This is a genomic window from Paenibacillus sp. FSL K6-2862, assembly GCF_038005125.1.
Lineage (GTDB): Bacteria > Bacillota > Bacilli > Paenibacillales > Paenibacillaceae > Paenibacillus > Paenibacillus illinoisensis_A.
Map to the genome: position 1 here is coordinate 5,726,039 of NZ_JBBOSN010000001.1, position 22,858 is coordinate 5,748,896.

The window sequence follows — 22,858 nt, forward strand, 5'->3', positions numbered from 1 at the left end:
GCACATGCCCGGCGGATTATTTTAAATTTGAATAACACAGATTGTAAACGTTTACGTCATTACTCCTTCATTATAAAGGACCTGGTGAACCGATGTCTTGTGGCGCATTATTGAACAGCCCCGTTTCTTCCGGGATATCCCAAAAAAATGTCTTGCCTGTGAAGGAATATATTGGTATGCTGTTGTCCTTCTCTCTTTTTCGCCTTGACTGAAGTGAACGGGACCGCCGTTCAATCCACTTATCGGAGGTGTCACATGCTTTATCTCACTTTGGCTTCCAAAGCCTACGCCCGGAATCTGCAATATCGCGGGGCACACATGGTACATAACCTGGCAAGCGCCATGTTCGGTTACATGTATGCCTGCCTCTGGATCGGCATCGGGGCTGATCACTCTCTCGGGGAATACGGGACACAGGGGATGGTCAGTTACATTGCGTTTACGCAATCCTCTCTCTGGATCTCGGGTTTTCTAACCAATGGACTCGGAATTCCTCTTACAGTCAGGACAGGGCAGATCGCGCTGGATCTGATGAGGCCGGTGCATCTGTTTACTCACCTTATGGCACGCGAATGGGGACAGATTGCCTACCAGTTCGTGTACAAGAGCATTCCAATCTACCTGCTATTCTCTATCGTTTTTTCCCTGCAATGGCCTACGGAGGTCTCAACCCTGTTATTTGCAGCGCTAAGTCTTGCCGGCGCATCCTACTTATCCATCTGCATGAATTACATCATTGGGGTTACTGCCATCTGGACGACCGAATCATCCTGGCTACACTGGGGCAATCATGCCATGATGAATTTGCTGGCTGGTTTCTTCATTCCACTCGAATGGCTTCCTGACTGGCTCGAACGTCTGGCCTGGTTATCACCCTATCCCTTTCTGCTCTATGTTCCTACCCGAATCTATCTCGGTTTTGAAGATGGCTCCTTGCTCTGGGGAACCTTGCTTTGGTGTGTGCTCATGACCCTGATCTGTCTGGTCATCACCCGTGTGATGCGCCGCAAAGTGGAGGTGCAGGGCGGATGAAGCGAACTTCCTGGTACCAACTATATAAAATACTGATTCGAACGAGCATCCGCAGCCGGATGCAGTACAAGTTCAATTTTATATTGGCATCCGTTCTGGCCGCACTGATTCAGATCTCCGAATTTCTCATGGTTGCGCTGGTGCTGCATCAGTTTGGTGCGATTAAGGGCTGGTCTCTGCATGAGATCGGATATCTGTTCGCAATCATGACGTTATCCAAAACACTTTACCGTACCTTCGGCAATGAGGTTCATCATCTGGAGAAATATTTAGTCGGCGGCGAACTGGATCAACTGTTAACGAGGCCTATGCCCGTATTACTTGCCCTGCTGCCGCAAAATTTCCGCATCATGGTCGGCGAAGTGCTTCAGGGAGGATTTATTCTCTGCTGGTCTCTGGCAGGCATGATGCACAGCGGGCAGATTGGCTGGACGGTCATTCCCCTCTCTCTGCTGATTATTCTGACTGGAGCCATCATCCTCTTCTCCATTGGACTGGCTACAGCGACGCTGGGATTCTGGACCACACGCATTGAGGAACTGCAGACAATCACAGAAGATGCAGCCCGTACGGCTGCCCAATATCCGCTAACGTTATATCCCAAGTGGATGTCCGGCATTCTGCTGACGGTCATTCCGGTTGGATTCGTCAACTACATCCCCTCCCTGTATCTGCTGCGGGGTCAAGGCGGAGCTTGGGTACTTGCAGCGATTGCGGCTGTAGCTGCTTTGTGTCTGGCTGCGAGTCTGCGCTTCTGGAAATACGGTATCACCAAATATCAAAGCACGGGAAGCTAAGGAGGGATCTTACCATGAACATGATTACAGCGAGGCAGCTGCAAAAAGAATTCAAAACGCCTGTCGTTCGGGAAGGCCGGTTCTCCGGACTTCGGATGTTATTTTCACGCGAATACGTGTCCAAAGAGGCTGTACGTGACATCAGTTTTGACATTCCACAAGGGGAGTTCGTTGGATACATCGGGCCGAATGGTGCCGGCAAGTCGACCACTATTAAAATGTTGACGGGCATCCTCCACCCGACCTCGGGGGAAGTCCTGCTAGCCGGCATGAACCCGCATCAGGAAAGGCTGCAAACCGTAAGACGACTGGGGGTAGTATTTGGTCAACGCAGCCAGCTCTGGTGGGATCTGCCCGTGAAGGATTCGTATGATATTCTGGCTGAAATGTACGGTGTACCTGCTGAACTCAAAAGGAAACGGTTGACCCAGTTCGCTGAACTGCTGGACCTTGAATCCTTCTGGGCCACGCCTGTCCGTAAACTCTCACTTGGACAGCGGATGCGTGCAGATCTCGCAGCTTCCATGCTGCATGATCCGGAACTGCTTTTTCTCGATGAACCCACCATTGGACTGGATGTGAACGCCAAACGGAACATACGCCAGTTTTTGCGGACTTTAAATGAAGAGTTTGGCAAAACGATTTTGCTGACGACGCATGATATGGATGATATCGAGCAGTTATGCAGCCGGGTGATGGTTATCAATCACGGCCAGCTTACATATGACGGTACGATCTCCTCTCTGCGGGATACAATCGGTCTGCCCACGATTATCCGGGTGACTTACCGAGGGGAGTTTCATATTCCGGATGCCATACCTCCTGCCATACAGATTACAGGTGTGGACGAACTGGTCGTTACTGTTCAAGTGAACCGGAAAGAATGGAGTACGATGAATATTCTGAAGCTGCTGGAGCAATGGGGCGAGATTATCGATGTGGAGATGCAGGAACCGGATTTTGAAGATATTATCCACCAGGTATACTGATTGGCCCAATTTGGACAGATCTGGATGAGGGCCTGTTCGGACGCCGTTACATGCAAGAAGGACATGACGTACTGTAGTAACGGAGGTGATGTTCATGCTTGTCACTAAACATGTACTGGCAGCGTCCAGCACATACTCTACTCCCTACTACTTGGTGCGTGGTGCAGCGTCTGGCCCCGTAATGGTTGTCACTTCCGGCGTTCATGGAAACGAAACCGCAAGCATGGCTGCTGCTCAAAAACTCGCCGACGATTGCGCAGCAGGACGACTATCCATTCAGCGCGGTCTTCTCATTATTATTCCACGAGTGAACCAGAAGGCTTATGACAAAAAAATCAGAGGCAATCCCGATCTGAACAGATCATTTCCCCGCCGCTTATCTGCCAAAGCGAAGCATCCTCTTGCTTCTGCCGTCTTTCGTCTGGCACGTGAACATGGGCCGGACTGGTGGATTGACCTGCACGAGGCTAACGGATTGTCTCAGCTCAGCTCCCGTGTATTGGGGCAAACCCTAATCACCAATCCCGGGAGTCGTGCCGTTCCGGCATGCAGAAGAATTATTGAACACATGAATCGTTCCATAGCCATTCGTGATCGGCATTTCAACCTGAAGCAGCATGAGCTTCCCGGATCTGCCCGGACAGCTGCCGCCAGAGTGCTCCAGGCCCGTTCCGTTACCGTTGAAACCTGCTGGAGCCTGAAGCGATCCGTACGGATCAAGTACCAGACGAGAATAGTACACCACTTTTTGCGGGAAGCAGGGTTTATATGAAATAAGTAACCTCCCAATTCCATCGTGATGTGGAAGGGAGGTTATGATATTACTCTTCTTTATGGTTACGGAAGGATTGAATGTAGTTATGGATATCCTTTTCCGATGTCATGAGCAGGGCTTCAAGGAACGTTTGCATACGCTGCAGATTCGTGATGTGACTCTCAATGTCTGTGATTCGGTCACGTACCAGGATTTTCAGCTGCTCACTTTCCATATCCTCCTGGCTAAGCAGCTGCAAGTTTTCCTGGATCTCTTTTAGCGAATATCCCAGTGCCTGTGCATCCTGAATAAATTTGATTTTGACCAGATAATCCTCTGTATATATTCGATATCCGTTAGATGCCCGGCGGGGAGCAGGCAGTATGCCACTGTTCTCGTAATAACGGATGGCTGCCATGCTTATTCCTGTTCGTTTCGCCAATTCGCCTCTCGTCATGGTACCCATAAAGCCTGTCCCACCTTTCCTCTTACTGTTGTTTCATCTGTTTATGACCTATGCTTGTATATTGGGTATCGTACGCTGCCTCCGGGAAGCGGTCTGATGGTCCTTCCAACAGCACCTGCTGCTCTCCTTTGAGATAGCGGTCGAAGAATGCCAGCGTATACGATCTCGTGATATCCACATTATGCTCGGGCGTCATCCCCCTGGCAAACATTCGGGGCGAGATCAACGAGATATCGGTGAAGCTCTGGTGGAAAAAACCATCCACAGTCAGGTAATAGGTATCATTTAAGCTATGTGTCATGACATAATCCAAATCCGGTTCAAATTCCGGATAAAACACGTTGTCTTTTTCGGTGGCGTCCGGTGCAAAACTTTTGGCTGTCTCACCTGACATGATATACATAAACGGTTGTTTTAGAGTAACCTTGGACACTTCACCCCAGAAACCGCCTTCCAGACTAAGCCCTGCGCTAAACCGTTCATCCTGAGCCAGAGCCTCCGCTGTGGTTGCCCCGCCGTAAGAGTGACCAAAAATGCCTACACGATCCAGATCCAGCTTGCCTTCGAGCAGCCCGTTCGGATCATGACTATTCCATAATGTAAGTGTATCCAGCACAAAGCTGGCGTCTGCAGCACGAATGCCTACTCCTTGGACATTATACTTGTACAATTCTTCTGACGTATCGAATTCGGGATTAGCTTCATAAGCCACGACATGTCCGTCCGGAAACGTAACTTGTGCTGATGTGTACGGATGGTCTAGCCCCACAACAATGTACCCATGGCTAACCAGTTCTTCAATAGCGGTCATACTTTGAAAACGGGCAGAACGAACCCCTGGCGAGAACAGCAGCACAGGATAACTGCTCTCTGCGGCCGATACCTTTGCACCTGTGACCACATGTGTGGGAATCGTGTCCAGATAGCTAAACACCTGTGGTGGAATACCGAACACGAGGCTGATGGCTTCACCCAGCTCTGCGGGATAATGCTCCAGCGGAAGTCCCTTGGCAGCTTCGTGATCCACTGGATACCAGACATTGATCATAAGTTCTCGCTTGTCTCCTGGCTCAGGCGAATTCGCCTCTTCGCGGGATTCATCCACGAGCTGCTGTTGGAATGTACCTATGGCATACGGGCCGGTTGGCTCAGGCATTGTAAAAGCAGGAAGTAACCAGGTCAGTGCCACTGAACCTGCACTAAGTACCAATACCATGATAGAAGCCAGCGTGGCTTTGATCCATGATCTGTGATTCTTTCGTCGAACAACGATCATAACCAAAAGAACCAGGACCAGAAGATATGTAGGCAGCATTTGCACTCGAAATTGCTCTATTACACCGTGCAGCGCAGTAAACAACACCAAAGCAGATATCATAGCCATCCTCATCCCCCGCCTCGGGCGAACCAGCATCAATATGGCGACCGCAACCGTTACAAGTACTAAAATCCATTCCAATATTCTCATCGTTTAACCTCCAACAGCTCTGTAATAGAACAAGGATAAACCTTGAAGCATACTTCAAGGTCAAGGTTAAACTTTTTGATCATATCATAAAGGGGCTCCTATGATCTCTTCCAGCTCGGGAACGTGCTGGAGGTCTTACACACAAGCAATATCTAGAATATTTAAGCAGAACATATCAGTAGTCATGAAGCGGCTAACAACAGTCAACATTAGAAAACCCGTCATACGCGGTACAGCAGCCCTGATTGGCTTGTACCTCGTCTGGCGGGTTTTCATGTTCAACTGAGCATTCCTTTTTAATTGCCCGAAGCGCTCTCTACAGTTACCTTGGTTCTCGGCATCGCATGCATGGCTCCAGCGGTTACATGGACCTGTACGACATATACGCCTGTTTCCTCGAACGCATAGTTGGCCTCGTAAATTCCATCCCCTGTGGATTGGGCCGTAATCGCTCCCTGAGCTTCAAGATCCTCAGAATTCATTCCTTGATCTACAGCAGGTGCTGCTGGTTCATCTTTTTCATTCCATACCTGAAATTGCACATGGTCTGCATCATCCACGGGCTGACCTCCCTGCGTCAGTTTAATCTGCAGGGCAACATCATCCTGGATGGACACCTTATCCGGTACCATGAGCTGCACCTTAATCATCTCCAGCGTATCCGTACTCTGGGATTGCTCATCGTTGGAGCAGCCCACAGTCGTAAGGAGCAGAATGATAATTAACGGCATGAACCAACGGACTTGTCCACTCATCCATCATCTGTCCTTTCTTATAAAGAAGATTTTGGTGTTTTGCCAATTCCCCACAACATTACAATAATGATGATAAACGCAATCAGGGCCAGCAATGGAATCGTGATGAAACCAAACCAGTTCAAATAGTCGGTATAGCAAGGAATCTGCCCACAAGCGACGGAGTTGCCAGTAGCCGAATAGATTCGCTGAATCGTAACGTGGTATAACGAGACTCCACCGCCGATGAAACTAAGCGGAAGCACATATTTGGTGATCCCTACATCATCCTTGAAGTAGGCGATCCCAAGCACTATGGTCAGTGGATACATAAAAATACGCTGGAACCAGCATAGATCACAAGGGATATATCCCTTAATCTCACTGAAATATAAACTTCCTCCCGTCGCGATGACGGATACGGCCCAAGCAATAAACAGCCGGGTATCCACGTGTCTCGCCGGCCGCTCAGGTTTTGATGATGCACTCATTCATCTGGCCTCCTCTGCATTTTGAAATATCATAATACCTCATTCATGACGCAAGGGCTATTCAAGCCGTTATGTAGGGTGTTACATGATGATCATTATACCAAATATTTGAATAAATTGGTGAAACACAAAAGAGCTGCCTTGCGGGCAGCCCTCCTGCTTCTTTCTGGTTATTCGTTGGTCGACTTCCTACGATTACATCGATTTGGTCAATGTGATGGAACCATCCTTTTGAGCCCATTTTACGTCCCAGTTCAGAAGTTCAGCAATGAAACGCAGTGGTACTTGGGTACGTCCGTCTTTGTTAACAAACACTGTGGAGCCTACGTTCTTCTTCATACCGTTCACTTCCATGACTTTGTTGTTCACCCAGAATACGAGGGTATCATCACCAGCCATAACCGTAACTTCCTGGGCTTTTTTGTCCCATTTCACCGTTGCACCAATTCCTTCACTCAGGAAGCGAAGTGGAATGTACGTCGTGTTTTTCCAGAGCACCGGAGTAGTGTCCATGTTGGTCGTTTTATCGTTAATTTTCAGCATTTTGCTGTTCAGCTTCATCCAAACAGTGGTCATATCCGGAGCTGGCGTTGGTGTTGGGGCGGGTGTCATCGGCTCCTGAAACTTGTCATTGTTCTGAGTCACGATTGCATTACCCAGGGCTTGACCTACACCAAACATCACTTTGAAACCTTCACGATTCGTTGTATACGAAGCATCATAATTGCCGGCTGCATATTGGTCGAGAACTTTCTGTACTTGCTCTTCGTGTGTAGTCAATGCTTCTTGTCCGGCTGCCTTAGGCAGATTGCCTGCTGTTGCCGAATCCAGGAATGCAGCGAATTCTGTGGTGAAACCATCAATACGCTTCTCTACCGCTGCACGAGCTGCTGCATCATTGTTTTTAACGGCTTTTACATAGTCACTCTGTGCATTAACATGATTGGTTACCCAAATTTTCTCGAAAGCGTTGGCTCCATCATTACCGTAGATCGAAGCAATGGCTGCTTTGAAATCAGCTGTGTTCCCGGCTTCAGCTGTAACCAGAGCATTCGAGGCTGCTGTGCGTCCATCGTATTCCTCTTGCATTTGCAGGGCAGACAGAGCAAAGTGCTCGGAGGCCAGGTGATTCAGAGCGGATCTTAGATCTGCTGCTTTTGTATCGGCTTTGGTGTTCTCGAACTTTTCAGGCATTTGTGTTGTAATTGCCGTGGAGAGTGCCTTACTTACGTCGAACATCTCCTTGAAACCTTCGCGGTACGCCTTGTATGCATCGCTATAATCTCCGGCTACATATTCATCGAATACTTTTTGCACGAGATCTTCATGTACCTTCAGTGCTTCTTTGGCTGCCGCTTTTGGCAATTTGCCTTCCGTTGCGGTGTTCAGGAATGTGGAGAACTCATCGACAAATCCATTGATATGATCCTGTGCTTGTTTGATGCCAGCCTGGTTGCCCACTTTGGTTGCTTTCACCAAGTCGTCGGTGTATTTGTTATGAGCGCGGAAGATGCGTTCGAACTCCTTCGCACCTGCATCACCGTACAGGGAGGCGATGGCCGGCTGCATATCCAGGGCATTTTGGTCGAGTGCTTTGTAAGCTGCGTCTGCGTCTTTTGCTCCGTCATATGCTTTAGCCATAGCTGTTACTGCCAGTGCAAAATGTTCCGAAAGTAGGTGATCCAAGTTGGCTCTAAGGTCAGCGGCAGGTGTGTTCACAGATGCCTTCATCGTAGTCATTGGCGTCTGCTGCGCGGAAGCAGCCCCTGCGATTCCCGGCATCAAGAGCGTCAAGCTTAGCATCGGTGCGATAAACTTCTTCATTTTCATTTTCATTACGTAATCACTCCTCAATCTAATTTTGTATGCTTTGTTTCCTCGTCATCGTTTTCAAAGGGTGTAACGCAGGGATCTCGAATCTGGATCACCCCATAGGCAAAAAAAATTCACCGCCTCCGTTTGGGAGAGCCGCGAATCCGCATCACTATTGGTTTTTTCCATACTCAAAATCATTTGAATGTATTGTGTCTATTGTTGAAATTGAGTTATAACCCCTGTAATTCAGCTGCTTTATTTCCCTTAATTTCACAAATAAAACCTTACACCCCAGGTTATCCTGGGGTACAATAAAGGAGATAAATTATACGCCTTTTGAAGGAGGTTCACTCATGAGTTGGCTGCCTTATATTTTAATTATTGGTATTGCCTTGTTCGGCGGCATTGCAACCCTGATTATCGGAAACTCCAAAGCCAATCAGACCAGCAACCCCGAATATGACCGCCGAACCAAACAAAACTTGAGCCGGTTAACGTATGTATACGTTGGTGCAATCGTGCTTGGCATGGGCGGACTGATCCTTTACCTTGTAAACTAAACGAACTTCCTAGTTCAATTAAGTACGACTTTAAATCTGTTCAACATCTCAATCGTTCGTTCTACATATAAGATGGCTGGGGAATCCATTCCCCTCTTCCTGATTTAAAACATCCCCCATGTACACCACATATTCCAAAACTCAAATCCGAATCACAATGAATGTCAGTCAAGCCCCTCTCTCCTTCCTATTTCTTTTTCTTATAAATACATTTGAAATGTTTACAAGTTGGAGATAATTCAGAATTATTATGGATAACTTCCGGGTTTAATATAAAGCCATAAGGGACAGCGAGCCCTACAAATGACAATCATACAACCAAAAGGAGAGTTATACATGATGAAAAAAAACCTGAAGAAATCTGCTGCAGCGATGATGGTACTTGGCATGACATTAACAGGAGCTGCTGGTGTATTCGCCGGTACTCAACTGGAGAAAATCTCTGCTTATCTAAATCATGGCATCAGCTTCAATGTAGATGGAGCAGCTTATACACCAACGGATGGAAATGGAAATAAACTTGCACCGATTACTTACAACAATTCAACCTACCTGCCTGTACGTGCCATTGCAGATGCGCTGCATGTTCCTGTATCCTATGACGGCAAAAAAGGTCAGGTTACCATCGGCGAAGCAGCGAGCAATCCTTCTGCCCTGTCCAATGTAACCTATAGTGCGGCGCAAAAGGAAGCGATTCAAAAAGCATTTGCACAGTTCGATGGTTTTGAAACAGCCTATGCACCTCAGCAAAGTATCAAAGGTGATACATTTAAAAGCGTAGGCGCCGGGGGCGATGGTGTAAGCTTTATCTTCACCCATATGAAAGTAAGTGTATCTCCACGTGATTACTCGGATGGTTATGACAGCAAAGATGTGAAATTGTCCAATGGCGTTACTGCCAAATGGTACACTCCGGATCAAACGGGCATGCTGACCTTCCCATTGGATGACCGTTATGTAACGCTCAGCTCCCCTGACCATAAGTTGACTCAGGCACAGCTTGCTCAGGTGGCCGTATCCGTCCAAAAGGTAAATAACAACGATCAAGGCATTACCGGGTTTGCCAATATAAATTACACCAAGGAACAAGCAGCTACCATTCGTAAAGCATTTGCGAAATTTGATGGCTTTGAGACGGCTTACGCGCCTCAGCACATGATTGCCGGAGATGCATTCAAACGTGTGAGTGCCGGCGGTGATGGCGTAAACTTTGTATTCAAACATATGAATGTGACGGTATCCCCGAAAGACTATTCGTTCAGCTATGATGGCAAAGAAGTCAAACTGTCTAACGGCGTAAATGCCAAGTGGTATACACCTGACAAAACGGATATGCTGACATTCCAACTGGATGATCGCTATGTTACGCTCAGCTCACCAAATAATGCACTGACACACACGCAGCTGGAACAAATGGCCGTATCCGTGCAAAAACTGAAATAAAACAAAACGAAACACACTAAAACACACATCATACTGTCCCCTTCTAACGGGGGCAGATTTGATGTGTGTTTTGTCCTATTCCAGACAATATGACTGTTATGAAAACAAGGCTTTCGTCCAGCTTCAATTCGCTCAAGATGCGGTTATAATGAATGGTATATGCACATTTAACAGAGGCATGAACAGATAGGGAGGGAAAAACAATGAACCAGCGAATAGATCTTTCGCCTGAGGAGCTGCAGCAGCTGGCAGGTGAATTCAGCAAGGCTTCCCAGAATGGTAATGATATTTTGGCACAGCTGAGAACGATGGTGGATCAAGCCGAAGGCCAGTGGGAAGGTGAACGGCAGCGTGAATTCATGCAGCGGATCAACGACAGTATGACGTCGATCAGCAATTATCTGCTCGGGTTGCAGGAAACCAGCACCAGCCTGCAGCAGACAGCAACCCGCTTTCGTGAAACGGATCAGTCACGTTAGGACTGATCCGTTATCCGTTAAGGTTGTATTTTAACTTTGCATATTTCTGCAAAGTTCATATTTTTTTCCAACTCAAGCCCATTATTTATTATTCATTCAAATTGCCAGCAAATGCTTCTTCTTCCTCATCCACATACCCTCTGAAAATGATCTCTTCGATATCTTCATGATTGAATACATACGTATAATCCGGATTAATATATCCTTCCGGGTACAAACATCCAATGTAATCAAACTGACGAGGCGGTTCTGTCATTAACATCTGCTTGCGTCCATAAATGACGAGCTTTTTGGTTCCTTCCTTCAGCCGGATCACGGAGCCGTTGGGCAGTAAAGTCAATGTATCTTTTTCCATATGGTATGTAACCTCCTTCAACTATTCTGCGCTTTATGTGCGGTAGTTTCCTTCGGGGCATGCAGTACCCGGCGCAGCCAGTAATACCGATGCACATCCATGATAAAGTGAAATACAACAAATGCCAGCATAATATAGACACACATCAGGACCACCGCAACCGTCTGCTGCGTAACAAAGGCCAATGATAGATTGGCCACCAGATAACCGGCTCCAGTTAGCATCGTCAGCGTCGCGACAGGCATACGTGAGCCTGCACCCGCTTTTGGTCGATGTGGAGACTGCTGCAGTTTACGCAGATGGAACCTGGCATACTGATACAAGGCAAAACCGTATACTGCAAACGACCCGATCGCATACCATGGGGTTGTCAGTCCAAGCATGCCATAAGCGAACTTTTGCACGATGATCATGAATCCCAGGGAACAGACGATTCCAAATACGCCGCGGAACAAAACATAATTCAGCTGCAGTCTGCGCGGTGCCACAATCAGGGCTACTGCCCACACATTCATGACTGCCAGAGGAGGCAGCAGAATATAAGCATATAAGGACTGGAATGGAATACTAAAAACCGGGATCAGCAGGAAGACGTTCAAAAAAAAGAGCACCAGCGTACCTGCACTGAAACGAATCCCATCCGATGCATATACCGCAAGATAATTCTCAAACGCGTCCGGGTGGTAGGAGGTACCTTCTACCCTTTTGGCAGCAGATTGGTTCGTCGATGATGTGGAACGTTTCTGACGTGCCATCTATTTGAACCATCCTGATACGGTAGACCAGGCCTTCTTCGCTCCGTGTTTCACCACGTCTTTCACGGAATCATCCTGCCCGTCGCCATCCAGATCCATGTTCATGGTTACCCCTTCTGCGAGATACGTCAGACCTACGGATACGCCCAAACCAACTGCACCAACGGCTAGTACGGGTGCTGCAGCAGGCAGAATCGCAGCGGTCAGCAGGGTTGCTCCTACTGTCGTTGCCCCACCAACCACAACGTTTCCGATGATATCCCCGGCAATTTTGTCAGTGGATGCGTTCTGGCTGATGTTCTCCTGTGTGTCTGTAAACACATCAATGCCGACGCTGGCCCAGCCCAGTTTATCCGTCAATGCGGACCTGACCGCATAACCTGGCTTGATCATCGAGGCGATTTCCTTAATCTGAGGTGTGGCTGTTCCGTTGGCTATTTTGGCTTCAATATCACGAACATAATGAATTTTATAGTCACGGGGTCTGCCATTGACTACTGGATTATTTTTGACGGAGTCATAGCTTTCACGAACCAAAATTCGCGGCGTATTCCGATCAAGCTGCTGCTTCACCATATAACCATTTCTGACTCGGTACCCCAGTTTGGCAACAGCCGCAGCAGCAGTCAGCGTCCCTACCGTGCTGCCAGGCCCATCGAATGGTGCCAGGAGATTAATGCCCGTCAGCCCAAATGTGCCCCCGGATTGATCCTCCTGTTCCATTCGCTCACGAGTGGTTTTCACATATGCAGCCAGCTGCTGCATGCTCTGTCCGGCCGTCTGAAACCGCTGCTGATGCGACTGATACAAGCCGATAATGGTCTGCCGGTTCCCCGACTGCCAAGCCGCTCCCTGAATGGAGCGCTGGAGTACACCATCTACCTGCTGCAGCTGTGCAGTAACCTGTTCAATCTGCTGTGCCAGCGAGTTCAGGTACTCCGATTTCATAATAATCTTGGTCAACTGATTCTCCCCCTTAAGCATACCTGCGTTCTATGGGATTAAACTGCAGGCAAAATGGATAACGAACGCGTCGTTAGCAAAAAAAGGCTCTGGATCAGCTCTTCTTCTGTTATCTTGAATGCTGTAAATAGTTCTTTTCTTTCATTTTCCTTGTCTTCAATGAACAGCCAATTGCCTGCACAACTACCCATAAAATAGATGGTTTGAGGCTTGTTCTGCATTCCGCGGGTGGATACCTCAAACTTCCCTTGTTTCTGGATGTTAACAAACGCTTGGGCCAGTTCGTGAATTGCAGTCGAATGTACATGCAGGTCCTGGCGTAAAGCGTTGGTTACCCTTTCGATGCCTGATTCGTTATCCAGCGTCAGCAACTGCTGCAGTGTGTGCTTCTGAATAGGGGTATGGAGGGATTCCTCGACAGAGTCAGGCAATTCAATCCGATTGCCCATAATACGAAGAAAGTCCTGCAAGCTTTCGAATGAAGTCAGGGTCACCTGATCCCGTTCAGGATCCCAGAGCCATTCAACGATGTTTGTTCCGGAAATGAAGCCATAGGTCAGAGATGATTCACGTTGTTCTGAGCTTGATGTCTTCAGATGAAGTTTCATCACTGCGCTGCTGAGCTTGCAGCTCTGCAGCAGCTGATGGACTTGCGGATGTATGGTAATGACATGATCTTCAGATTCAATAACGCCGTCCTTGATCAGGTCGGTTTTTATTTTTTCGAATGTAGGCTTGGCCCGCTCACCCTGTAATGCAGCATCATTCAGATGTGCGAAGAGCACTTCAGCTTCCGGGATATTCATTAACTGAAACAGAAACAGAGCCTCCCGGCCAGAGCAGGTAAACGAAGTATATGTAGGCACAGTCATTCCTCTTTTCCATGATTTATGCATCAAACTCCAAGGGAAGAGCCTATCTTTTTATTGTAAAAGGATAGGCATTCAGGCTCAATGCGCCCCCACTCCTGTTCTTGGGACGTTCAACCTGATTATATTTACCCACTAAGCCGTGTAACGGCACAGCGTTAAAATCATTTCTGAATCTTGAAATTTAAATGAGAAGCAAACAAAAAAAGCAGCAAGGACCGAATATTCCCTGCTGCTTCTAATCGTCTTCAGGTCAGATCGGTTAAACGAATAACTCTTCTATAATACATGGAATCCATCCAATCTTCCCAATCCAGTTCATTGGCATTGCTGTTACGATAATATGCAGCAGACGCAGGAAGATAACCAACCAAAGGACCCATGCCGCCACAGATCATCTCGCCGCCATCGCCGCCTTTGGGCAGTACTCCTCCAGAACAATCCATCGTCAATTCAACTTTGTACGGATCTCCGGCAAACTGGAGGCCAAAAAAATTGGGCCGCTCCAAATCATACGGCATTTCATCCTCTGCAACGAGCGCCAGGTCCGTCTCGACCGATTCGTCCACGATCTCAGTCAGCCCTTCCAAGCGTCCAAAATGCTTCAACTTCATCGTATAATCAAAACTGTCGCCCCAGGGAAATAACGTACGACAGCCACCCCCGTACAAATACTCCCATTCATCCTCAGTGAGCAAACCAAAACCCGCTTCAGCTTGTCCCTCCAGCAAGGCTTCAAGCGTAAGCTCCTCGTTATATCGTTGTATCCGGACTTCCTCACCCTGACGCTCCAGGCGAAACGCCTGATACTGTTCCAATCCCTTCAGATCAGAATGCTTGAATTGCTCAAGCTCTGCTGCAAACTCAGATCCATGCACTGCGAGTGCTTCTTTCTCGGTAACTTCAATCCAGCCAAGTGATTGTGCATGGCATTCCACCAGCATGGGAGCGATAGCCGCTTCTCTCACCGGTGACATCTGGCTCGCCAGAAAAGAATCCACGTCCTCTACGCCATACTCACTTACCGTCTCAGATAGATCTGCCGAAGTCTGCTCATTCATGCCATCCTGCCACTGACTCCACCCTAAGGTCACATGGTCTCCAGGTACAAACACAAACTCTCGCCCAGCATGCATAAATATCCCCGATTCAGTTCGCTGACCGAACCGTTCAAACGTTCTTACACCGATGTATTCCATACCCGCCGGACATAAGGCAATCATCCCGTGCAGCAGCTCTTCTTTTTCCTGAACAGATAACCCTGCCCATATGGCACGAGTCAATGCTTCCATGGCTATCCACCTTTCCAACTGCTCTTCCACGCCTTGATGGCTAAGCCCCTATTTACCTGCAGCCTGCAGGAGCTCTAGCAGCAGCTCTTTCCGTTTCCCTTCAGCTTTGCGGGCCAGACCTGCAAGCTTCTCCACTTTGCCCCAGATTGGATATATCACACGCTCCACTTCATAGGTTTCCAGACCGCTGATCTGCTGCACCATAAGAGCAAGCTTCTCGTCATTCTCCAGTTCGGGCTGGATCTTCAACTTCAAGCTATCTGTTGAACGTCGTAGGCAGGTAATCAATGCAGGTGCAGAGCTAGCTGTTATACCGTGCTTTTCGGCAAAGGCAGCAGTGAATTTGTCCTGCACTAATTGGTGTTCGTCGTCCACTTCTCCCATATAAAATTCAACCAAAGGAAAATACGCCTCGTCTGCGAGCCCCAATCCAAACGTGGCATAGCTGCCTGGCATACAGTTCTTCTCCCCCTCCGTGTCTCCATACCATTCGAATTCTTCAATGGCTTCACGAGCGTACTCTTCAAGAAGTGGATACAAATTCGGATAATCCAATACACTTGCGAAGAATCGATGAGTATCCGACTTGGCGAGTCCCTTGATCGGCAAATATTGTTTTGCCTTGGATTTGAGCTTGATCTTATAGCTTTTAGGGAAGCCTTTCTTCAGTAACCGAATAATGAATGCCAGTGCCTGCTCATAGGCAGATGATTCTTCCTGACGGATAACGATTGTAATGAGAGAGAACACATCATTGGCTGTGCATTCCACCTGTTCATTTTTTACATGAATGTCTTCCTTGGCATAAGCCCCGCTGCCTTCCGCCATCATTCGAACTGCACGGTCGCTCCCCAGCTGTTTCGCCAGTTCCAGGAAGGTAAGGCCTGTCGGTTTACTGTAGCTGGGCTCAAAACGCAAAATCATGACCGCTGCGTACAGAAGTAGATCGATAGGCTGGGCCTCTTGCTGCCCATGGTTCTCACCTTCTCCATGAGACTCAATCTGTTCCAGAACGGCGCCTGGCTTGAGTGTATATTCGTTCGACCTATACTCCGATAACTGAATATCATAATACTGTGGCAAAAATAGATTCTCTGCCCAATCCTTCAATGCACGAATGATATTGCCGCGATGCTCAACCAGGGCATCCTGACGCCTTTTATTCAATTCCTGAATGCGGTCATATTGAGCTATAATCCAGGCGATATTTGGACTCGGAAACAGCTCTGGATCAAGCAAATGACGCGTCAGAAAAAAGGATTCAAGCGGCTTCGTTGGATATGTACCGTTCTCCAGCTTTTGTTCCACATAGGTATGAATGCGTTCCAGCAGCTGCTCTTTCTTCTCTTCGTTGATGTATTCAAATAGCGTCAATTGCAGCTTCCCTTCGGTCGTTGGAAATTTCCCGCGAAAGGTGAAATGATAGTCGATCAGAGGTGTATCTCCCAACTCATCCAATCTTCTCTGGATCACTTCAGCAAGCTGAGGCTGAATTTCGCTTCGTACCTGCTCTTCCGTAAATGAACCTGCGTTCCTGGATTTCAAGCCATCATCCAAACCAAGATCCAGGCTGTCAACCGTCGTGCGTCCAGGTCTGTAATCCAGTAAAACATCATCCATGATCCCCACCTGCAGCGTGGTTCGCTTCACTACCTCGTCCAAGTCGCTTCGCTTCTCCTGTTCATCAAACCATTCATGAATGGCGCCAATCATCTCTTCCATGGCCTGATCATATAGTGTACTCATCTAATTTCCTGCCTTTCGTAATTAAACTCTATTGAATAACAGCTCATGTTCTATTTCTTCAGGATTGCTCCATAAATCTCGCAAGTGAAAATACGTATTGACGTTCGCATAACATCTATTATTTTACTCTCTCATGCACACCTGGAACAATAAGACTTATGCACGGTTGTTGGCTAAGAAAATAGATGATCTCTTCCTCTATACCTGTCTGCGCATCCTGTACTCATACCAAAAAACACCGGAGTCAGGCGACTTTCCGCCCAAATCCGGTGTATTCACGAAACCCTCATTCTTCTTTTAATACTTTAGTATGATCCCAAGCTATCCGGTGATAAAGGCAACCGCTTCGCTTCTCCAGGTCTTTTCTGTCCTCTCCGTTCTCATGTCAATTTTACATTTCAATTCATACCATAAACCGTTTACCGTATTAATTCACGGTCTTAAACCATTCGTTTACTTCGGCAGTAATGTCGTCGCCACCCATCGACTTCCACTTCGTTACAAACGCATCGAATTCCTCAATGCCAACTTGCCCATAGATGATTTTGCTGAACGTATCCTTCTCCAGTTTGTCGAGCGCATCCTTCTTCATCTTCATTGTATCGGTTGGCGCACCCGTGAATTTGTTCTTGATCGCATCATCCTTATGTGCAACTACAACTTGTGCTGCAGCAAATACTTCCGGTTTGTTGGCAATGCTCGTATTTTTCTCAAAAGGCGTCTCAGGTTCCTTGCCTGTCGCGAGTTCTGCGAGCGTATCCATCATCAGATTCGGAATCCGTGCACCATCATAGGTAATCGTGTATTTCAGCGGCGATACGCCATCTTTCACTTCAGCTTCGCCCACGACTTTGCCGTCCACGATGTCAAAATCATATCCTTGGGCAAACCCATGCTCGAACTCGCTGCCCACCTCCGGATTGGCAAAGTTATCGAACAAATAATTCTGATAGGTGAAGAACACTTCCGGGTTAGCCATATCCTTGTTGATCAACACAACCCCGTTGCTGGCCCCGGAACCATGATGATGACTCTCACCCGTCGGGCCGGTTGGCAGAGCGATGGCTTTATAGGTGGCACCGTCCACATTTTTCTTCACGTCATCAATGGGCCAGTTGGGCATCCAGTGCGGACCCACGATGATCCCGGCCTTACCTGCTGTAAACAGTTCAGCTGCCTTGATCTCATCATATACGCCAGCTTCCTTGGGCAGATAACCTTTGGAGAGCCACTCTTTCATTGTAGCAAGACCTTCCTTCACTCCTGGCTGCACCGAGCCGTATTGCAGCGTTCCGTCTTCAGCCTCGTTCCATTGTCCTGGCATCGTGTTGTACATGCCGAAGATCCAGCCGGATTCCGTCATCCATGTATTCAGCGCATTCTTCATACCGACGGTCAAACCATACGTATCCTTCTTGCCATTACCATCCGGGTCCTGATTCGTAAATGCATCCATGACCGCAACCAGCTCATCGATCGTTTTCGGTTCTTCCAATCCTAGCTTCTTCAGCCAGTCTTCCCGGATAAACATCACCGGATCGCCGTTGTAGGCATAGTCGAAGATCGGAATGCCGTAACGCTGACCCTCATACATGTAGGGATACCATTCCTCTGGTGCCGATTCGGACGCCTGTTTCCACGTGTCAGATGCATATTTATCAAACAGTGCACCTGCATCAGCGAACTTGCCGGACTCAATCAACTCACGCACCAGGTTGTAGTCCCCACGGATGGAGACGATATCCGGCAGCTCCTCGTTGGCAGACAGAGACAGGCGGAGCTTCGTATAAAAGGCGTCATTAGTCACTGACACAGCCCATGGTGTGGTCAGCTCTATGCCAAGACGTTCCTTGGCCCAATTGGTATGCACATTGCTCTGTGCCGTTTCCCCGTTCTTAAACTTCGTGTCATCGTTCCAAGCCCGCAAGTAGCTCATCTGCACCGCTGGTTCGTACTTCCCGTTCTGCATCGCAAGCGGCGCAGCCGCTTCCTTCGCAGGCTCCTCTTTGGCCCCCGAACTGCATGCTGTTACAGCAACCATGGTTAATGCAAGCACTGCCGTCATCATCTTTTTATACATGAACTAACCCCTCCTCAGGTAACTTTGGATACCCTTTGTGCATCTCGCATCACCCATCCATGCTTCATGCACCTTACATGAAAAGGATAGTGCAGCCGGGGAGGCAAACATATATCACAATTTCAATGTTCATATTGATTTGTTAACCGTTCCGAAAATCCTGTGGTGTCAGGCCATAATGCTTGCGAAACACTTGAATGAAGTAAGGGGTATTGTTATAGCCCACTTCCTGGCCAACTTCATAGATCTTCATCCCGGTATGCTTCAGTAGGTGCACGGCGCGTTCCATTCTGGAGCGAATAATGTAATCGCTGATGCCTTCGCCAGTGGACTGTTTGTACATTTTGGACAAATACACCGGATGCAGATGAACCTCTCCCGCAATGACCTGCAGGGACAGATCTTCTCCCAGATGATGGTCAATCCAGTGCTGTACCTGCCGAATCAGGGTGGACCCACTCTCTTGACCCGAGTCTTGGGTACGCTCTGTCCATTGCTGCATGACGTTCCGGGTCCATGCCTCCAGGCTCCGCAGCGATACACCATAACCATCCTTCAGCAGCTGCTGATATTGTTCTCCAAGCACAGCGGATAACTGTTTGCCTTCCCGGTGAGCCATATAAGAGAAAGCGGCCGCCAGATAATGAAAGGCAACGTAGACATGCTCCGGAAATACGCTGCCTGATAGCTCGGCAAAGATCTGATCGATTTTGCGATGTGCATCCTCCATTCTCCCGGCTTCCAGCAGCGTTGTCAGACCAGGTGGTTCATAGAGCGCAGTAAGTGACTTCAAAGAGGCTCCATGCGAGCTGGCTGCAGCATTCAGATGCAATCCTTTCCCTGCTTCACCCTGCTTCCGCAAGGCACTTACAGCCTGATGATACAGCTGCGGTACCTGATGGGGGAAACGGCCTGTTTTGCTGACCGATAGCGAGATTGTTGCATTCAAATACTGCTTCACACTGTGTATCAATCGATCGCCAAGCCGTCCCATCAGCAGTTCCGGTTCAGACTGTGCCTGTTTCGGACTGGCCATGAACACCAGATCATCATACGCATCATCGGTATGGCAGAGATGGTAGCTGCTGCTGAAGATTTCTTCCACCACATTGGATATGGCGTATTTCATTAATCGAAATGCCTTGTGCGTTGGCTGTGGGTCATCATAGCGGATCAGCAGCAGCTGCATTTTATCCTGGGGCCGGAAGCCGATCTCCAATTGTTCCAGCTTACCCTCAAGCTCATCTTCGGCAAACTTGCGCCCGAGCAGCACATCCTTCATTAACTCCGCCCTTTTCTCCGGCAAATGCTCCCTTACCGAATACATCGCACGCTGATGCAGCTGCTGTTTCTCTCCTTCCAGCCGGATCTGCACGGAGGCCTGCTGCACGGCTTCGATCAGTTCTTCATCGCGCACCGGTTTAAGCAGATAACTTACCGTTCCATGTTTAAGGGCCTGTTTTGCGTAATCAAAAGACGCATGTCCTGATAGAATAATGCATTTGGTCTGCTCCCACTTTTGCCGAATATGACTAACGAGATCCAGTCCCGACAGGCCCGGCATACGGATATCCGTAATGATGATATGAACTTGATGGGCAGCCATCTGCTGCAACGCTTCCTTAACCGAATATGCCTTGTATACCTGACCGATGCCATATTCCCTCCATGCGATAGAGGAAGCGATGGATTCCACCGCTGAGTGTTCGTCATCCACGACCATTAGATTCATCATGAGATTGTTCCTCCTCAAACCATCGTATTTCCACACTAAGTCCCCCGTAAGGAATCGCTGCAAAATGAAGCCCCGATGAATGCCCATATCGCGTAACCAGACGCTGATGCACGTTCCAGGTGCCGGTACCGATCTCTTCACCCATAGGCTCGTTCACTTCCCGTTCCAACTCTTCAATCTCTACGGATGTCAGCGTAACCCCATCGTTATCCACGAACAAACTGTAGCGGTTGAAGGATTTCCCTTTGATTTGCTCTTTGGCTGACATTCCGGTCACCACGATATGGCCACTGCCTTCGCTTGGTTCAATGCCATGAATGACCGCATTCTCCACAATCGGCTGAATGAGCAGCCTTGGAATCTGCTGCTGCATCAGCTCCTGCGGTACAGCAATTTCGAAGGATAACCGATTGGTCCGCATCTGCTGTATGGACAAATAATTGTCGAGCAGCCGAATTTCCTCCTCCACCGTTGTCATGTCATTCTCATCCCGGGTGATGTACCGGTAGTAATCTCCCAAACTCAGCGACATCGCAATAACGGCTTCCGAATGACCGAGCTGGGTCATATTTTTAATATAGAACAGGCAGTTGTACAGGAAGTGCGGATTGATCTGTGATTGCAAATGCTTGAGCGTGGCTTCTCTTGAACGAATGCGTTCCTCGTACACCTTTTCGATCAATTCCTGAATTTGTTCCGCCATATGATTGAAGCTCTGGGTCAGGTACGCAAATTCATCGCGTGAATGATCCACCGGAATTCGGGTCGAGAGCTGGCCTTTGCGAATCTGCTGCAGCCCCTGCATCAGGCGATAGATGGGAATCTGTACCTTGCGGTAGAGCAATAATGCCGCCCCGATGCTCAAGGCCAGCAGCAGGAGTATGGATGTAACAAACATGTTCCGGCTCTTATCCATCGGGGTGAGCAGATCATCCAGTACAACGGGATTCACATAGACGCCATGAAGCTGTTTGGAAGGAACATAACTCACCAGATACTGCTTGCCACCGGCCTCCAGCTGATGATTCCCCTCGCTGTCCAGCCCGTTCAACGGCATATTTTCCATAATGGCCTGGACCAGATCAGGGTCAGCACTGCGGTTTAATAAGGGGTCATTGCCTGGCACGTACAGAAAAGGGTCTCCTCCCTGCGCCTCCTTGAAGTCGTCCAGCATGGCGACAATATTCATCGGATCAAAATTAATCTCCATCACGGTCCGAACCCCTGTCGTCGCTGGCTTGGCATTCCACTCATAATTGTCCGTGAAAAAAAACGTGAATCCTCCCTCATCCAATTGCCACTGGCCAGGCTGGGGAAACTTCAGCATGTTCTCATTGAAGACGGTTCGGCTTGCCTTGGTGGATAACACCAGTTCGGCCTGCGGAAGCAGAATTGTAATGTCGTTTTTCCAGCGGCTGGTGGACTGGTACAATGATAATTTGTCGAGAATGTCGAGATAAATGCTGTTCTTCTCATACTGGCTGGTCGTTTCCGTCATGTAACGGTAATGCAGTATGCTGGGATCTCTCAAAAGGGTAAGCCCATAGAGCGAGAGCTGCTCAATATTTTTATCTACCTGGGAGCTGAAATAATTGAATTGGTTCAAGCTCGATTGCTGTTTCTCCTCCACGACCATGTCCACGTTCGCCTGGTTGGCATAGGTATAGAGCAGCAAGATGGGCACCAGCAGGCAGATCAGCAGAATGACCGTTTTTGCAAATACTGTGAATTTCATCGTTTCACCCTGTCTCGAGATATAATCGAACGTATTCGAAGTCCTATTTTATATTGAAAACCCTTTCATATCTATATTGATTTTGAAATCATTAATTGCCTCAACAGGTTAACAAATCAACATTCGCCTTGAAATGTTGGTCTATAGCGCACCCTTTTCCGTTGCTATAATTCAGTTGCTCCACTTTTTGCACGAGGCCGAAATGCCTCACCATGCGGAGGCTGGACGATACATAAGGAGGGACACTGATGGCTATGGAACAACCATTAACAACCAAGACACCGGTACGGCAGGCGATAC

21 protein-coding genes are annotated in these 22,858 nt (G+C 48.2%); 7 read left to right on the forward strand and 14 right to left on the reverse strand.

Annotated features, from left to right (window positions below):
* Positions 1-255: 255 nt before the first annotated feature.
* From MHB82_RS25935 to MHB82_RS25950, 4 genes are all read left to right on the forward strand, one after another.
* Complete coding sequence (locus tag MHB82_RS25935; RefSeq protein ID WP_110821689.1) at positions 256-1,032, forward strand: ABC transporter permease; 777 nt, start codon at positions 256-258, stop codon at positions 1,030-1,032.
* A complete protein-coding gene (locus MHB82_RS25940) occupies positions 1,029-1,829 on the forward strand; it encodes an ABC transporter permease (protein WP_095361720.1) in 801 nt (266 codons plus the stop codon). Before MHB82_RS25935 ends, MHB82_RS25940 begins: the two co-directional genes overlap by 4 nt.
* Before the next feature lie 20 nt (positions 1,830-1,849).
* Positions 1,850-2,818, forward strand: coding sequence for an ABC transporter ATP-binding protein (locus MHB82_RS25945; RefSeq protein ID WP_341176700.1), 969 nt, complete (start codon positions 1,850-1,852; stop codon positions 2,816-2,818).
* A 94-nt stretch (positions 2,819-2,912) separates the two neighbouring features.
* Positions 2,913-3,590: a succinylglutamate desuccinylase/aspartoacylase family protein gene (locus MHB82_RS25950; protein ID WP_341176183.1), complete on the forward strand. Its 678-nt coding sequence runs from the start codon at positions 2,913-2,915 to the stop codon at positions 3,588-3,590.
* Between the two features lie 49 nt (positions 3,591-3,639).
* On the opposite strand, the gene MHB82_RS25955 is transcribed toward MHB82_RS25950, so the two are convergent.
* From MHB82_RS25955 to MHB82_RS25975, 5 genes are all read right to left on the reverse strand, one after another.
* Positions 3,640-4,038 carry a MerR family transcriptional regulator gene (locus tag MHB82_RS25955; protein WP_341176184.1) on the reverse strand — a complete coding sequence of 133 codons (399 nt, stop codon included), beginning with the start codon at positions 4,036-4,038 and terminating at the stop codon, positions 3,640-3,642.
* 22 nt (positions 4,039-4,060) lie between these two features.
* Positions 4,061-5,506, reverse strand: a complete 1,446-nt coding sequence (locus MHB82_RS25960; RefSeq protein ID WP_341176185.1) for an alpha/beta hydrolase family protein — start codon at positions 5,504-5,506, stop codon at positions 4,061-4,063.
* A 296-nt stretch (positions 5,507-5,802) separates the two neighbouring features.
* Positions 5,803-6,261 carry a FixH family protein gene (locus MHB82_RS25965; protein ID WP_341176186.1) on the reverse strand — a complete coding sequence of 153 codons (459 nt, stop codon included), beginning with the start codon at positions 6,259-6,261 and terminating at the stop codon, positions 5,803-5,805.
* A 17-nt stretch (positions 6,262-6,278) separates the two neighbouring features.
* Positions 6,279-6,731 (reverse strand): disulfide oxidoreductase, encoded by a 453-nt coding sequence (locus tag MHB82_RS25970; RefSeq protein ID WP_341176187.1) that lies wholly within the window; start codon positions 6,729-6,731, stop codon positions 6,279-6,281.
* A gap of 195 nt (positions 6,732-6,926) precedes the next feature.
* Positions 6,927-8,567, reverse strand: a complete 1,641-nt coding sequence (locus MHB82_RS25975) for a copper amine oxidase N-terminal domain-containing protein (protein WP_341176188.1) — start codon at positions 8,565-8,567, stop codon at positions 6,927-6,929.
* Positions 8,568-8,899: 332 nt separating this feature from the next.
* Here MHB82_RS25975 and MHB82_RS25980 point away from each other — a divergent pair, with 332 nt between their 5' ends.
* From MHB82_RS25980 to MHB82_RS25990, 3 genes are all read left to right on the forward strand, one after another.
* Positions 8,900-9,106: a hypothetical protein gene (locus MHB82_RS25980; protein ID WP_095292370.1), complete on the forward strand. Its 207-nt coding sequence runs from the start codon at positions 8,900-8,902 to the stop codon at positions 9,104-9,106.
* 336 nt (positions 9,107-9,442) lie between these two features.
* Positions 9,443-10,549, forward strand: coding sequence for a stalk domain-containing protein (locus MHB82_RS25985; protein WP_341176189.1), 1,107 nt, complete (start codon positions 9,443-9,445; stop codon positions 10,547-10,549).
* Positions 10,550-10,752: 203 nt separating this feature from the next.
* Complete coding sequence (locus MHB82_RS25990) at positions 10,753-11,028, forward strand: WXG100 family type VII secretion target (RefSeq protein WP_095292300.1); 276 nt, start codon at positions 10,753-10,755, stop codon at positions 11,026-11,028.
* An 88-nt stretch (positions 11,029-11,116) separates the two neighbouring features.
* Here MHB82_RS25990 and MHB82_RS25995 read toward each other — a convergent pair whose 3' ends face one another.
* The 9 genes from MHB82_RS25995 to MHB82_RS26035 all read right to left on the reverse strand — a co-directional run bounded on the left by MHB82_RS25995 (position 11,117) and on the right by MHB82_RS26035 (position 22,558).
* Positions 11,117-11,383, reverse strand: coding sequence for a DUF4176 domain-containing protein (locus MHB82_RS25995; RefSeq protein ID WP_095361715.1), 267 nt, complete (start codon positions 11,381-11,383; stop codon positions 11,117-11,119).
* A gap of 17 nt (positions 11,384-11,400) precedes the next feature.
* Positions 11,401-12,138, reverse strand: coding sequence for a hypothetical protein (locus tag MHB82_RS26000; RefSeq protein ID WP_341176190.1), 738 nt, complete (start codon positions 12,136-12,138; stop codon positions 11,401-11,403).
* On the reverse strand, positions 12,139-13,101 hold the full coding sequence (locus MHB82_RS26005) for a hypothetical protein (RefSeq protein ID WP_246058541.1): 963 nt from the start codon (positions 13,099-13,101) through the stop codon (positions 12,139-12,141). It abuts the gene before it with no gap.
* Positions 13,102-13,139: 38 nt separating this feature from the next.
* Positions 13,140-13,967 carry a hypothetical protein gene (locus tag MHB82_RS26010; protein WP_341176191.1) on the reverse strand — a complete coding sequence of 276 codons (828 nt, stop codon included), beginning with the start codon at positions 13,965-13,967 and terminating at the stop codon, positions 13,140-13,142.
* 251 nt (positions 13,968-14,218) lie between these two features.
* Positions 14,219-15,262, reverse strand: a complete 1,044-nt coding sequence (locus MHB82_RS26015) for a hypothetical protein (RefSeq protein ID WP_341176192.1) — start codon at positions 15,260-15,262, stop codon at positions 14,219-14,221.
* A 48-nt stretch (positions 15,263-15,310) separates the two neighbouring features.
* The gene (locus MHB82_RS26020) at positions 15,311-17,008 is read right to left on the reverse strand and encodes a DUF6138 family protein (protein WP_341176193.1); all 1,698 of its coding nucleotides are present in this window, start codon (positions 17,006-17,008) and stop codon (positions 15,311-15,313) included.
* Between the two features lie 427 nt (positions 17,009-17,435).
* The gene (locus tag MHB82_RS26025; protein WP_341176194.1) at positions 17,436-19,088 is read right to left on the reverse strand and encodes an extracellular solute-binding protein; all 1,653 of its coding nucleotides are present in this window, start codon (positions 19,086-19,088) and stop codon (positions 17,436-17,438) included.
* 142 nt (positions 19,089-19,230) lie between these two features.
* A complete protein-coding gene (locus MHB82_RS26030; RefSeq protein WP_341176195.1) occupies positions 19,231-20,823 on the reverse strand; it encodes a response regulator transcription factor in 1,593 nt (530 codons plus the stop codon).
* Complete coding sequence (locus tag MHB82_RS26035; protein ID WP_341176196.1) at positions 20,798-22,558, reverse strand: sensor histidine kinase; 1,761 nt, start codon at positions 22,556-22,558, stop codon at positions 20,798-20,800. Before MHB82_RS26035 ends, MHB82_RS26030 begins: the two co-directional genes overlap by 26 nt.
* Positions 22,559-22,858 lie beyond the last annotated feature (300 nt).

What these genes read in the sequence shown, in the direction of transcription:
- MHB82_RS25935 (WP_110821689.1), top strand. Translation starts at nt 256, where the DNA reads ATGCTTTATCTCACTTTGGCTTCCAAAGCCTACGCCCGGAATCTGCAA.
- MHB82_RS25940 (WP_095361720.1), top strand. Translation starts at nt 1,029, where the DNA reads ATGAAGCGAACTTCCTGGTACCAACTATATAAAATACTGATTCGAACG.
- MHB82_RS25945 (WP_341176700.1), top strand. Translation starts at nt 1,850, where the DNA reads ATGATTACAGCGAGGCAGCTGCAAAAAGAATTCAAAACGCCTGTCGTT.
- MHB82_RS25950 (WP_341176183.1), top strand. Translation starts at nt 2,913, where the DNA reads ATGCTTGTCACTAAACATGTACTGGCAGCGTCCAGCACATACTCTACT.
- MHB82_RS25955 (WP_341176184.1), bottom strand. Translation starts at nt 4,038, where the DNA reads ATGGGTACCATGACGAGAGGCGAATTGGCGAAACGAACAGGAATAAGC.
- MHB82_RS25960 (WP_341176185.1), bottom strand. Translation starts at nt 5,506, where the DNA reads ATGAGAATATTGGAATGGATTTTAGTACTTGTAACGGTTGCGGTCGCC.
- MHB82_RS25965 (WP_341176186.1), bottom strand. Translation starts at nt 6,261, where the DNA reads ATGAGTGGACAAGTCCGTTGGTTCATGCCGTTAATTATCATTCTGCTC.
- MHB82_RS25970 (WP_341176187.1), bottom strand. Translation starts at nt 6,731, where the DNA reads ATGAGTGCATCATCAAAACCTGAGCGGCCGGCGAGACACGTGGATACC.
- MHB82_RS25975 (WP_341176188.1), bottom strand. Translation starts at nt 8,567, where the DNA reads ATGAAAATGAAAATGAAGAAGTTTATCGCACCGATGCTAAGCTTGACG.
- MHB82_RS25980 (WP_095292370.1), top strand. Translation starts at nt 8,900, where the DNA reads ATGAGTTGGCTGCCTTATATTTTAATTATTGGTATTGCCTTGTTCGGC.
- MHB82_RS25985 (WP_341176189.1), top strand. Translation starts at nt 9,443, where the DNA reads ATGATGAAAAAAAACCTGAAGAAATCTGCTGCAGCGATGATGGTACTT.
- MHB82_RS25990 (WP_095292300.1), top strand. Translation starts at nt 10,753, where the DNA reads ATGAACCAGCGAATAGATCTTTCGCCTGAGGAGCTGCAGCAGCTGGCA.
- MHB82_RS25995 (WP_095361715.1), bottom strand. Translation starts at nt 11,383, where the DNA reads ATGGAAAAAGATACATTGACTTTACTGCCCAACGGCTCCGTGATCCGG.
- MHB82_RS26000 (WP_341176190.1), bottom strand. Translation starts at nt 12,138, where the DNA reads ATGGCACGTCAGAAACGTTCCACATCATCGACGAACCAATCTGCTGCC.
- MHB82_RS26015 (WP_341176192.1), bottom strand. Translation starts at nt 15,262, where the DNA reads ATGGAAGCATTGACTCGTGCCATATGGGCAGGGTTATCTGTTCAGGAA.
- MHB82_RS26020 (WP_341176193.1), bottom strand. Translation starts at nt 17,008, where the DNA reads ATGAGTACACTATATGATCAGGCCATGGAAGAGATGATTGGCGCCATT.
- MHB82_RS26025 (WP_341176194.1), bottom strand. Translation starts at nt 19,088, where the DNA reads ATGTATAAAAAGATGATGACGGCAGTGCTTGCATTAACCATGGTTGCT.
- MHB82_RS26030 (WP_341176195.1), bottom strand. Translation starts at nt 20,823, where the DNA reads ATGATGAATCTAATGGTCGTGGATGACGAACACTCAGCGGTGGAATCC.
- MHB82_RS26035 (WP_341176196.1), bottom strand. Translation starts at nt 22,558, where the DNA reads ATGAAATTCACAGTATTTGCAAAAACGGTCATTCTGCTGATCTGCCTG.